At 56.5% G+C, this 12,570-nt stretch carries 9 protein-coding genes; 3 read left to right on the forward strand and 6 right to left on the reverse strand.

Annotated features, from left to right (window positions below; translation table 11 throughout):
* The first annotated feature begins 12 nt into the window (after positions 1 to 12).
* The 3 genes from AB8Z38_RS29405 (at position 13) to AB8Z38_RS29415 (ending at position 2,492) form a co-directional block, all read left to right on the forward strand.
* The gene (locus tag AB8Z38_RS29405) at positions 13 to 1,017 is read left to right on the forward strand and encodes a YncE family protein (protein ID WP_369726638.1); all 1,005 of its coding nucleotides are present in this window, start codon (positions 13 to 15) and stop codon (positions 1,015 to 1,017) included.
* A 38-nt stretch (positions 1,018 to 1,055) separates the two neighbouring features.
* Positions 1,056 to 1,805 (forward strand): hypothetical protein, encoded by a 750-nt coding sequence (locus AB8Z38_RS29410; RefSeq protein WP_369721157.1) that lies wholly within the window; start codon positions 1,056 to 1,058, stop codon positions 1,803 to 1,805.
* Between the two features lie 99 nt (positions 1,806 to 1,904).
* The gene (locus tag AB8Z38_RS29415) at positions 1,905 to 2,492 is read left to right on the forward strand and encodes a ubiquinol-cytochrome c reductase iron-sulfur subunit (RefSeq protein WP_369721159.1); all 588 of its coding nucleotides are present in this window, start codon (positions 1,905 to 1,907) and stop codon (positions 2,490 to 2,492) included.
* Positions 2,493 to 2,638: 146 nt separating this feature from the next.
* Here the strand turns inward: AB8Z38_RS29415 and AB8Z38_RS29420 are convergent, their stop codons facing one another.
* From AB8Z38_RS29420 to AB8Z38_RS29445, 6 genes are all read right to left on the reverse strand, one after another.
* Positions 2,639 to 3,676 (reverse strand): thermonuclease family protein, encoded by a 1,038-nt coding sequence (locus AB8Z38_RS29420; RefSeq protein ID WP_369721160.1) that lies wholly within the window; start codon positions 3,674 to 3,676, stop codon positions 2,639 to 2,641.
* 81 nt (positions 3,677 to 3,757) lie between these two features.
* Positions 3,758 to 5,569: a GMC family oxidoreductase gene (locus tag AB8Z38_RS29425; protein WP_369721161.1), complete on the reverse strand. Its 1,812-nt coding sequence runs from the start codon at positions 5,567 to 5,569 to the stop codon at positions 3,758 to 3,760.
* A gap of 141 nt (positions 5,570 to 5,710) precedes the next feature.
* The gene (locus AB8Z38_RS29430) at positions 5,711 to 6,391 is read right to left on the reverse strand and encodes a hypothetical protein (protein ID WP_369721162.1); all 681 of its coding nucleotides are present in this window, start codon (positions 6,389 to 6,391) and stop codon (positions 5,711 to 5,713) included.
* Positions 6,392 to 8,068: 1,677 nt separating this feature from the next.
* Complete coding sequence (locus AB8Z38_RS29435; protein ID WP_369721163.1) at positions 8,069 to 10,822, reverse strand: WD40 repeat domain-containing protein; 2,754 nt, start codon at positions 10,820 to 10,822, stop codon at positions 8,069 to 8,071.
* A 357-nt stretch (positions 10,823 to 11,179) separates the two neighbouring features.
* Complete coding sequence (locus AB8Z38_RS29440; protein ID WP_369721164.1) at positions 11,180 to 11,629, reverse strand: hypothetical protein; 450 nt, start codon at positions 11,627 to 11,629, stop codon at positions 11,180 to 11,182.
* A 521-nt stretch (positions 11,630 to 12,150) separates the two neighbouring features.
* Positions 12,151 to 12,354 carry a hypothetical protein gene (locus tag AB8Z38_RS29445; RefSeq protein ID WP_369721165.1) on the reverse strand — a complete coding sequence of 68 codons (204 nt, stop codon included), beginning with the start codon at positions 12,352 to 12,354 and terminating at the stop codon, positions 12,151 to 12,153.
* Between the last annotated feature and the right edge of the window lie 216 nt (positions 12,355 to 12,570).

Below are 12,570 nucleotides of genomic sequence, written 5' to 3' on the forward strand. Positions count from 1 at the left end.
GGCAGATTGAACATGTGCCGAACGTATTTCGCTATTTTGGTGGCGCTTCTTGCGGGGATTGCTCTCGCGAGGGGCCCGACCGCATCAGGTGCCGAAACCCCACCACTCGTACTGGAACGCAAGATATCGCTCGACGACGTGCGCGGCCGGATCGACCATATGGCGGTCGATCTGGGCCGGCGTCGTCTGTTCGTGGCTGCGCTGGGCAATGACAGCCTGGCCGTCGTTGACCTCACAGCCAAACGGCTGGATCGGCTCATCGGCCGCCTTCCGAGGCCGCAGGGTGTAGGTTACGACCAGGCTACAGATACGCTTTACGTCGCAAACGCCGGCGACGGTTCTGTGAGACTCTTCAACGACGGCGATCTGTCCCCTATTGGACAGATCGAGCTGGGAAGCGACGCAGATAACGTTCGTATTGATTCGAAGGCAGGGCAGGCGTTCGTCGGACATGGCGACGGCGCCCTGGCGATCATTGATCTCTCAACGCACAGCAAGATCGCAGACGTCCCATTGAAGGCGCATCCCGAGAGCTTTCAGCTCGACGAAAATTCGACCCGGATCTTCGTCAACTTGCCAGATGCCGGCACCATTGATGTCGTGGATCGCATCACACGCCAGAGGATCTCCTCTTGGCCGACCAACGGCAGGGGCGCGAACTTCGCAATGGCGATTGATCGGGGCCATGGGCGGCTTCTTGCGGCATTCCGGCATCCGGCCGAACTCGGGGTCGTCTCCTTGACGGACGGAGCACTGGTATCGACGATATCGACCTGCGGGGACGTCGACGACTTATTCGTCGATCCTAAGCGGGATCGTGTCTACGTCAGCTGCGGTGAGGGGTTTGTTGATGTGCTTGCGGCCGCCGGCGACAGCTACGAACGAATTGACAGGATCACGACCGCTCCGGGAGCCAGAACATCGCTCTTCGTGACTGAGCTCGATCGATTGTTGCTCGCCGTTCCGGCGAGGGGAGAGAACAGCGCAGCAATCTGGGTGTTTCGTCCGTCGCCCTGAGATCGATTTATGACCATGCTTGCTGGGAGGTTACCTCTATGCGGTATGTTACGGCCTTATCGATCGTCATCGCCGCGGCCGCGTGGGCCGGACCAGCCTTCGCCTATCGTCCGTTCGACGGAACCGACGCAGCTGTGGCCGCGCCGGGCGAACTCGAGGTCGAATTGCAGCCGGGTGGCGTCCAGCATGAGCAGAGGACACGTACCCTCATTGCTCCATGGACGGTGCTGAATATCGGCTTGGGTGAAGGTTGGGAGGCGGTGTTCGAGGGGCGCGGCGAAACGCCTTTGTCTCCATTTGGCCCCACCGAGCTGATCGATGCCGGCGCATTCCTCAAGCACGTCGTTGTGCCCGGCAGTCTTCAGGACAAGACCGGACCGAGCGTGGCGACTGAATTTGGTGTGCTCTTGCCCGATAGCACCGGCACTAGCGGCACGGGCGCAAGTTGGGCCGGAATCGCATCGCAGCGCTGGGATTGGGGTACAGTTCATTTTAACGTGGAAACGCTGCTGACGCGCGAACATCGGGCCGACGTCTTTGTCGGAACCATACTGGAGGGACCTGCGAGCTGGAAAGTGCGGCCGGTCGCAGAGGTGTTCTACGAGAAGGAGTTTGGTCTCGAGGAGACTGTTTCGGGGCTTGTAGGACTGATTTGGCAGGTCAACGACAAGCTCTCTTTCGATGTCGCCTACCGCCACGCGCTGACCAATGGCCATTCCATCGACGAAATTCGAGGCGGATTGACCTTTGCTGTCCCCCTTCGCTTCGAGGGAGCCCACAAACCGTGATTGTGCCGGTGGGGCGGATGATAACAACCGGCGGCTGGCGCCCCCATTTTGACGGACTCGCGGCTTCAATATCTATCGTCTAGCAATGCGGAGATTGAGATGATGCATTGTCCTGATCACAACCGACGTTCGCTTCTCCTGACGGCTCTGGCGACTGGCGTGTGCCTCGCAGCCAAATCGGCCGCTGCCGAGGATCAGCCCGGCAGCGATGAGCGACCACAGAAGGGAGATGTGCTTGTCACCTCTGAAGGCGAGCACGAAGGAGAGATCATCAAGCCCGATGACCTGAAACTCGGAGGCCCGCCACTTCGCGCCTGGCCAAAGGATCCGAAAACGTCGGTTATCCGAAACGGCTCGCGACTGAACGAAATCCTGGTCCTGAAACTCGAGCCGGACGAGCTTGACGAGGTAACCCGAACTCGCGCGGCTGACGGTATCGTCGCCTATTCGGCGATTTGCGCCCATGCCGCGTGTCCAGTTTCAGAGTGGGTCAAAGCGGAGCAGGGCGGCGAGTATGTCCTCAAGTGCCCTTGCCACAATTCAGAGTATGATCCCCGCCACGCGGCAGAGGTCGTGTTTGGGCCTGCCCCTAGACGATTGGCCGCGCTGCCGGTGGCGATTGCCGACGGCGCGCTGGTGGTCGCCGGATCATTCGCAGGGAAAGTTGCCGGCCAATCGGGAGGGTGACCTGCCGCCCAGGGTTGCCGCTTCACGCGCGCGGAAGAACTTTTGCCCCGAGAGCGCGATCAAGCGTCCATGCCTCCACGGATTGTGAGAGGCCATGATGGGGCTGTCATGCCGGATCTCCAAAATAGGCGGAGAGGCTCTCGAGGTCAGAAATGGCTGACGGGTTTGTTGTCCGGCCCGAGCAACGTGGAAGGAGCCTCCTTGAAAACCAGACCATCTGGCTGAAACTTTATCGTTTTCCCACCCACCACAAAGTTCGCAAAATTGTGCGGAGTGGCGGAATGAACACCATTGGTCAGGAAGTCAGCAATTTCGAAACAGATGTCGGGCTTTCCACCTGATCCCGCCACCAGAAATGCTTGAAAATTCTGCGGCGTCACCTTGGCTTTCTTTCGCGGTGAGAAGTTCGTGTACCGTCGAAACAGCTTTGGAAAGATCGCAGATCCCTTGTCTGTGGCTAACACGCTCGTATCGCCGACCCGCGGTTCACGCAGATTGAAATCGAACGGTCCAATCACTTTAGACAGGAATTTCCAGACCAAGGTTTTGTTCGCGCGCGCAGCCTTGGCGAGCGCAAGCAGCGCATTGATCTCATCATTGGTCATGCTCGAGTAGAACGTGGGATATGCCCAACCATGTTCGACGAGCCAATGATTTAGGTTGAGCAGCTTACCGTTGACCGTGAGCTCAATATCGCCAACCAGCCGACCATAGGTGTCGAATACCTCGTTCGGGGTGTCAACCTGCGTGATGACGCGACAATCGAGCGTGGTCTTTCCGGTTGAGCCGAGGAAGTCGTGCAGTGCCTTGGTCGAAGTAGCTCCGAGCAACTGTCGATAGGAGTGCACGAGATCGTGATACGCTTTCAGCTGCGCTGCCGGGTGCCCGCTCTTTTCCGCCGTCGAAAGCGGCGAGGGCTGATAGTGAAGTTCGGTTGCATCGATGCCCTGAAGGCGAATGGTGACTTTTCCATTTTTTATGGGCGCCGTGTTTGTCCTGCCTTTGACTTTTGCGCCCTCGAAGACGTGCGTGGGATGAAACGGCGAGGAGCTATCCTTACGAAACTTGATTGCGTTCGGTCCGACGTTCAGCACAACTTTCGTGGTATCCGCGTCGGATCGGCCATCCGGCCAGAACTGTTTCAGGTCGATTGAACCGTCCACTTCCAGTAAACCTGCCGGCATTGATAGCTCCCTGCCAAAATAGAAGAAAAAAAGTCTGGCCTGTCCCGGCGAAATGTGCCGGAAACGACTTCGTCGAACTCATCAGCTTCTCAACTGTTCTTTGATGGTTTGCGCGGCGCGCAAGGCCAGCGCAGCAACCGTCGAGGTAGGATTGGCCGTCGAGCTCGTCGGAAATACGCTGCTGCCGAGCACGAACAGGTTCGGATGGTCATGCGCACGACAATATTTGTCGACCACGGAGGTTGTTGGATCACTACCCATCAAGGTCGTGCCCATGATGTGGCCTGAGCCGCCGTAGATTGTGGTGTCGGGCGGATCGGCTTGCATGACGCGATCGGTCGCGCCCAATCGGTCGAAGATGAACTTGTGAACATCGATTACGGTCTTGAACGAGTTGCGAAGGTACTCGTCGTCATCAAGATTGTAGCTGATCATTGGTTTGGCGATGCCGAGCCCGTCTGCATTGCTTGAAAGCGTCACGCGGTTCGTCTCACGCGGAAGCTGCTCGCAGGCGCTGTTCAGGGTAATCTGACGAGTGGCATGATCGCTGATCTTCTTCCGCAGCTCGGTTCCGAACAGACCAAAGTTCTCGACGAAATCCAGGATGGTCCCGTTCGTATTCTGGTTGCCGCTCGGGTCTTTCGGCGGAATGAAGTTGCCGCGGGGAGAGCCCGTCTTGGTGCTGGACCATCCGTCGTTCTTGATCGAGGTCTTGAAGCCGGCGTACCGGGCCCGGAAATCGCCATCGCGGAATGCGGCAATATCGGAGGTGGTCTGCGGTCCCCGGAAGGGAAACAGCGGCTGGGGCGCCAAAGCAAATGACTGCTTGATGGGATGATCCATCAGGTAGCGGCCAACCTTGTCGCTGGAGTTGGCCGCTCCCGATGACAGCAAAATCCGCGGATTCTCGATCCCGTTGGCCGCAAGCACCACAATGCGTCCCGAGGCTCGGTCCTCCGTGCCATCGGGCCGCTTGTACCAGACCCGCGAAACCCACTTCTTCTCGGCGTCGACGTCCAGCTTTGTGACGACGGCTTGCGTTCGCAGAACGGCGCCCGTCGAAACCGCTTTTTCGACATGGACGATGGCTTCATACCGCGCCTTGATGGGGCACAACGGCACGCAGGAGGTATGCCCGTCGCATTCGGGGCGCCCCGCAAACGGCCTGGAGTTGATCGCGTGCGGCACGGTATTGACCTTGAGCCGCAGGCCATGATCGGGGACTTTCTCGCCGTTGATGACCCTTGCGAGCTCATTGTCGAGGAAGCTCGGCACCAGCGCGGGCATCGGGAACGGTTCGCTGCGATAAGCGCCCCATTTGCGCTCGTAGTAGTCCTCGTTCTCCTCGTCACTGCCGGCGACGCCCATCTCGTATTCGGCCTTGACGTACCAGGGCTCGAGTTCGCGGTAGGTGATCGGCCAGTCAAACCCCACGCTATAAAGCGTCTTCATCCTGAAATCGTTCGGCAGCATCCGGATGTAGATGCCTTGCCAGTGCCAGGTGGAGCCGCCGACGATGCGCTCGTAGAAGCTCTTGAAGAAGCGCTTTTTGCTGATCGAGTCGGCGCTGTAGTCGTAATAGTTCTTGCCGCCGTCCTCGATTGGGCTCGGCTGGAGAAAACGATATTTGCCGGGATCTGTTTTCGGATTGACGTTCGGATCAGTCGGCAGGACATCATCGCCACAGAAAGGAGAGTCCGGCGCCTTCGAGGGCGAGTTGGTATAGTTATGTACCATCGCCCAGCGGCCGAGCGAGTCGGGCGGAACGCCGCCCGCTTCCAAGATCAAGACCCGGAAACCCTCTTTCGCAACCTGATGCGCAACCATGGCGCCTGCCACGCCGGAGCCGATGACAACGAGGTCAAACTCCGCATATTCGAGAATCGGTCTCATGATCGTCTCTCCGAGCAGCCATTGATCAGTGATCGGGAGCTCTGTGGTTCAAGGGATCAGAACCGGGCTCTCTTCTTGCTTTTGGAGTCGACCTCGCTTCGGTAATCTCTTCGTCAAATGCGTGATTGGCAGCCGAGGTCGTCAAGCGATCTGCGGTTTGCTGGCCCAATAGCGTCGGGGTCCGCCGGGCGTCATGGGCGCATGGGCATGGATCACCTGCCAGATCATGCCGCGGCTATATTGCTCGGGCGTGCCATAGACCCAGATTTTCTTGCGGGTATCCGCCGGATCATCCTGCAAAGGCGGCTTCGCGCCGGGGGTGATGTCCAGGGGAATGTAAAATGCCGAAATGTACCAGAGATAAATCAACTGCTTGGCACCGGCTCTCACCCCCGCATCCGAGGACATCCAGATCGACTGCTTGATCTCGCTCTCTCCCGGATTGGCTCCCGGTATCGCCCGGTACGCGCGTATGAGCAGATCCAGGTTTTTCGAGAGCTGCGGATGCGTCGCAAAGCGCTCCATGTATTGGTTCGCCATGTGTCGATCGAGTTCGACAAGGCCAGTCAGTGACTTGGATGCGCCGAGGAAACTTTCGAGATAAGCAAGGTCAAGATCATAGCCGTCCGGCTTCGATAGTGCGTCGTAGTGAACGCTGCAGAGCGGATCACCTTCTTCCCACAGCTCCATAACGGCTTTGGCCGATCCCGGCCAAAGGACGGCCGCAGTTGCGCCCACGATCGCAAAATGTTCGAGAAAGCGCCTTCGGCCGAAATCGATCTTGGACGAGGATTTCGAGTGCTGGGAATTGGCTGTGCTCATTGCCGTCTCCCTTAAACCATCGTTCATTGTCACCGCCGGTGCGGCCGAACGAAAAAAATGCCAGCTTAACCCTGCACCCGGAAGGAAAAGTTGGCAAGTGAAAACCAGATAAAATTCAATCTGCAATTGAACGAATATTTCGTTCTTTCGATTGCAGGCTCCTGCCTGACTGTGCAAGCGAAGGAGATCACGTCTTGTGCGCGTTTCCTATGACCCATTTCACAGAACAGTGCCGGCTGAGAAAAGCGGTTCGCGTGCATTCAGCAAAGTGCAAAAGCCCCGGTTATTATCAGCAGTATTGCCAAGCAGTTCTTCCGGAGGATTTGCGACCGTCGCATTGCGACAAGATGGGAATTGCAACGTGGCAGTGGCCGTATGTCGACTAGCGGCTCGAGCCGACGCCGCTCATACGCGATTCTTTATCGGGCGCGGAGTCACGCGGCTACAATAAATAAGGCGGGCGCCGATTAGTTTAGATGGCGAATAGTGTCGGGTTGCGAAGCCTGGCTGCGACAAGCAGCTCGGATGTGGAGAAATGCGGACGTTGCAAGTGGCGACGTCAGGAATGCTTATCTGGCGGAAGCCCTAGCCTCAGCTCAACAGATATCCATCCTTTGCCCAAACATTTTGGACATTTGGCTGGATAGGTGCGAGTGCCCGGTGTGTTTGGTTGCTTCGTCGGCGGTGAGCCAGCTCCCTTGCATTCGTCACACCGAACTTCCTTGACTTTCCGCCCTTTCATCTCAATTCGCTTGTCTCTCGAAGATGTGTGCGGAAGAGAATTATCGATGCGTCTCGACCAGCTAGGTGTGTCAAGCCGCGGTTCTGGGCTCAGAGCGAATTTCTAACCTGATTATAATTGACCTTTCATAGCTCAGGCTAGAACGCGACCTCGGAAGCGGCAGCCCCCCGGGCGCAAAGCAGATAATCTCTCGGCGTGTTTGACGCTTAAGGCTAAGCTGATACCACAGTACAAGACTTTCGATCCGCTCGCCCATAGCTCCGCCGGAAGCAGCCGGCTCCTTTTGTTGATACGTGTCAACCTGTCACCTGGAGAGTTTCCGGCGTGCCCTTGGACCGTTGGGGCAGCCTGGGGAAGGCCCATCATGAGAACGAATTTCCGGCTGTGCACACGGATGCGGCGTGGCTTGACAGCCCCTTCACATACGGCGCGCATTGCTCTCGCCAGCGGATAACATTCGAACTTTGGAGCTCTTTCATGCGGTCACACTGATTCATTTCCCGCCAATTCCCGTGCGTGGGAGTTAGGCAGCTACCGCTGTGCCTCTGAGCTTGCAGGGAAGGGCAACACCTCTTCATTCCCGCGAACTAATAACCGACTCCGCAGCCTGTTCCATGAAGAAGCACGCTCAGACCGAGTTTGGTCCGTCCTCTTGAGCCATTCTTGATAAGCGGGTTTATCGTACGGCCAAAGCGGCCTCCATTTTGAGCTATCCGTTTCGCTTTCGCGCCCCACCCCCGTAATGCACCAGCGCGGCGGAACAGGCGGTAGAAGATATCTTGTTCTCTCGGATGACGTGAGACAACGTGGTAAGGCGGCCTTGGCGGACTGTACGAGCGAAGCAGAGCTGGGAACGAGATCAAAAAATCTTACAATTGAACCGCCGCTTGCTACCGCTAGCCGATGACTGTCGGGCGAGATAGCCGACGCCGCTATTACATGGGCTTGCCAGGCTCCGATAGGAGTCTTCCGCCGTTCTCGCTGCGAACGACCAGCCCCTCTTCATCGACCCCGACAGTGAGTCTCGGCGTTTCCGGGTGCGAAAAATCCGCGGCGCGCAAAGAGCCGTACTGACCTAGATTGTCGTTGATAGTGACGTTCCGAGTCGCTTCTGTTTTCCAGTCCCAGACAACTTTGTCTCCGTTTGGTAGCTCGACGAGAAGTCTGTTCCCATCGGAGCTGTACGCGATTCCCATATAGTTAGAGGATGGGAACTTCCCCAAATATGGGTCGATACCGAGAGACGCTAGCTGCTTTCCCGTCCGAGTATCCCACACCGAGACACTGCCGCTAGAGCCGGGTTGGATCGAATTTCGAATTGGGAATAGCGGTGACTTAGCAGTTGCAACGGTGGCACCATTCGGACCGAACTGGATCTGGGAGATGTCAGTTTCGCCACCATCTTTTTGCGCATCAATTGAGAATTCAGACGGCAGGATTCTGTAGTTCCAAACTCGAATGGTGCCGTCGAGATGCACCGTATAGAGAAACTCGTCATCGATGTCGGAACTGATCGCGTCGGAATTGCCGACGAAGATCGACGAGACTTCAGTACCTGTGATGGCGTCTATAGCCACCCACTTTGAGGCGCCTACGATGAGCAGCCATTTGAGTTTTTGATCGAATTTCAATTCGGAAGCCGCAAACGAACTGATGGCTCTGCCGGACCAGTCGAAAAGTGTAGCTCTCCCTTGTCCATCCAGAGCGGCGATGCGTTCACTGCCCGAGCTTAAGACGACAGTTCTCAATTTATTTGGCCCGGTATTATCTAAAAGCAGACCCGAGAAGTCTTCGAGAGTTGCGAGAGGCGGAATTGGAGCCTTTATGTCGCACAAATCGTATTCTCCCTCGTCATCGTGAGTCCACTTGCTCACTGCTTCGTGCAGAATGACAGCTCTGGATCCCTCTTTGCTCACGGCGAAAATTGTGTTTGTCGGCCGACTAGCAGCGACCAATGATGCTTGCTTTCCCGTTCTTGCGTCCAAGAGAGCGACGCTGGATGTGACACGATCTTCGTTTGCCCTTTCAAAGTCGTTTGCTGGCTTATGGGATATCTCACTCAAAATTTGGGTCCCATTGTCGACGAAGCGCGCATCGTTGAACGCCCCTTGAATGCTGAGCCGTTTAGCGCCGTTCTCGACGTTCCATATCGATAGCCCATCGTTCTCAAGCCCAACGATGGAGTGCGATTGAGGGTCGAAGGCTGGGATATGAAATCCACGCGTCTGTCCTTCTAATCTAACCAGATGGTCGCCACTCACCGCATCCCAGATGTCGCCGTCGTTCGTCTCAGATACGGTCGCGAGGCGGCTCCCACTGTTATTCAGGCTATATCCGTCTCGTCGGATACCAGCGACTGTTTTGATCGCCTGACCGGTTTCGGTGTCCCATACTCTCATGACGTTTTCGTGCGAGAACGTAATCAGCCGGGCTGTCTCTTTGCCGACCACAAAGCTGTCTGCATCACCAGGACCGGTCGAAAGCAGCCGATGCGGCTCAGGAAAGTCAATTCGCCAAACAGCAGCAGAATTGTCAGCGAACTTGACGAGGATACGTCTGTTCCCCAAGCCAATGAGTTCGTTGGCAGCAGTGGGGCCGTGCAGCAGAAATAATTCTCTGAAGGATGCGTACGCGTCATACAGCTGCCTTTCGGCAACGGGAATCAAAGGGCGCTGCCTGCCGATCGACGCATCCGGCAGCCCCTCCATTGCAATCAGGGCGGCCGTCGTGGGGTCGTGGTGACCCACTTGTTTGGCAAGGTCAGCAAGGATGCGTGATTCGGCTGCGTAAGCGAGGTCCCGCTGACGTTCGGCTTCAAGGCGCTGGCGCTCCGCATTCAGGTAGAGTCCAGATATCCAGAGCGTAAACGCAATAAGCGGGATTAAATAGAAAGACAGTTTGATCGGCTCGCTATTGTTTGCCAGCGTCGTAATCAAGCCCTCGATCGCCGACGTATCTCGATAGTCAAACTCCGGGATTCCATCGTCTGACAGCAGCAGGGGCAGCCAATGTTCCCGCATATAAGTGTCGGAAGCGATGCCCTTACCATCCTGGAAATAGCCGCTATGACCGAAGACCGAATATCGATTTCGAAAAACGTCGCCGGTAAGTCCGCTAAAGCCGGTACGTCCAGCCATGCCCGTGAACAGGATAAAGAATTGGCTCAGCAGTAAGATGTTATCTCGTGTTCCACAGTCGTTCACGACACGCCCGACGCGATTACCAATTAGGTCTCGCCAAGGAAATCCGGCCCGCAAGACACTTCCAGATAGTATGACGGTGTGGATCGATAATTTTACCGATGGCGGAAGTCCGGCGACTGCCCACGCGATGATATGAGTACCGAAACTGTGGCCGACAAGATCAATGCGCGTCCATTCTGATCGGCCGGCCATGCTGATGAGGTCGGCACGAAATTTCCGTACCACAAGCGATCTAAAAAATGGAATGATGAACGCGACGACGGAAAAGTAGCCGTACTTATAATTTGCAAATACGACATTGCCGGTCGAGCGTCGAACCAGGGCCTCAAGTCGCTCCTGCCAATGTCCGAACGTGCGAATGCCGTGTACGGTTATCACCAATCGACCGCTTTGCTGGCGCGAGCTCGGCATTCGACGCAAATCTCTGCAACCAAAACGATATCTTGACGGGATAATATAGCAGAAGCTCGGGGCCGGGAAAGTCAAGGAATTCCGAAGCTCCGTCACCTTTTTGTTGATCCGGGGCAGTCCCCGCGCAAGTTCGTGCCATCTGAATGGCCTCTCGACAATCGCGTGTCACGACAGGAGTTGAGCCAAATACGAACACGAGTGCTTCGCGACTAAAGGGCTTTGCGACGGGAGAGCGACAAGGGATCCACAGCTTCGTGCTTGAGCTGCCTGATGTCGTAGATCAAGCCGTCTAGCGGGACCGGCAATCTGGATTTCTGCGGCCGAACGCAGATAGAAGTCAGGACACTTTCCGTGTCGTCATGCGGGATGAAATCGTATAATTGCGCTGTGGCAGTGCGGGCCAAGCTCACCACTCCTTGCACCTTGTCACCTTCACACCAGCGGGACGATATTCTTATCGAGCCACGGGATCCAAATTACCGGTAGTTTCAAACCTGAACTTGGATAGCAGTGGTCCGCTAACTTTCTGGCGTCTTCGGCGGTCTTGGCACAAATTGGTGCGCGCCCAAAAGCCACAGCCAAAACCTCCAGGTAGATTTTTGAGCAACCTGTTTGCCTTCGCAGAACATACCAATAGCGGCCGACCTGTATAACCGTGAAAGAGTACTTCTTATCTTCGGTTCGGCGGCCGAAGCCATCGATCGTCATATGCCAGCGATTTGACGACGACGGAGAACCGTAAGCTGCTGCGATCGGATCTTCGGCGGCAAGCAGAACGCGATTTGCATGCCTAAACCAACCGTTGGGTACCTCTGCTTCCTTGCGCCCGCAAAACCTCGATAGTTTCTTGGCTTCGCTCGCTTTAGCACTTTCGATATCCATGGTATTCTCCTCTCTAATGCGGCGCCGACACGAGGGCAGCAGTGGCGGCTCGACACCTGCTCATCAGTAACTTGGGATGGCGCAAGAGCAGGGCAATGGCTCGTGTGATACGAATTGCAGACTATAGTTACTGCGGCAATCTGGCGTTTGGGTTGTACTCTCGTGCCGATCAATTCTCGTTTCCCTAGTCGCTCGGTGAGTGCGCATGTAGCCGTCGCGAGCTTGCTCCTTGTGGCCAACGCGCGTGAAGCCGCTCGCGCACCGGCGCCCAGCCAAGCTCAGCCGGCAAAGTCCCGGGGTGCCGACAGGCGCGGATAGTACGATCGCGCTGCTACTTCTACGCCGCTGTGTTCCGGGGCGAAGGCGCGTTTGTCCCGCACGCGCTGCAGCCGGAGGTGCCACGCGTCGCTGGGCGATTGCAATACTTCGTATCCTTCTGGGGCCACTTCCGACTCGCCGTTGAACGCTCTGCGGTTAACTGTGCGTCGCAGCCGCCTCAATGGCGGCTGCGACCATAGCATTTACCACTTGTGTGGTCCGCCAACGTGATCGAACGTCGCGGCAGTATGGGCGATGGCGAGAATATCAAGAGCGTTGTTCATCTCTTCTCCGTCCTCGCCTTTCTCCCAAAGCATGACTACACGTTCGAGTGCCATGTCCCGCTTCTGAGAGAGAGCTTCAATATAGTCGAGCTTGGTCCGTCGAATTTTCTTTGACTTTGTCATTGTAGGTTCCCGAGCCGCGAGTGAAATGGTTAGCAAGCGGCGGCTCGGCGCTTGCTATGCTTGGATCAAGAGATCTAGTGGAAAGTCGGCGGCGCAGTGCCCCAGCGCGCGGGGGACAAATACTGTAGCGCTAGTCTAACAGCGACCGGCGGTAACAACGGCGCATGCCTCTGATTGGTTTGCCGCCTTTTCATTCTTCGAGAATGAGCGTTGGAA

This window comes from Bradyrhizobium sp. LLZ17 (assembly GCF_041200145.1).
Lineage (GTDB): Bacteria > Pseudomonadota > Alphaproteobacteria > Rhizobiales > Xanthobacteraceae > Bradyrhizobium.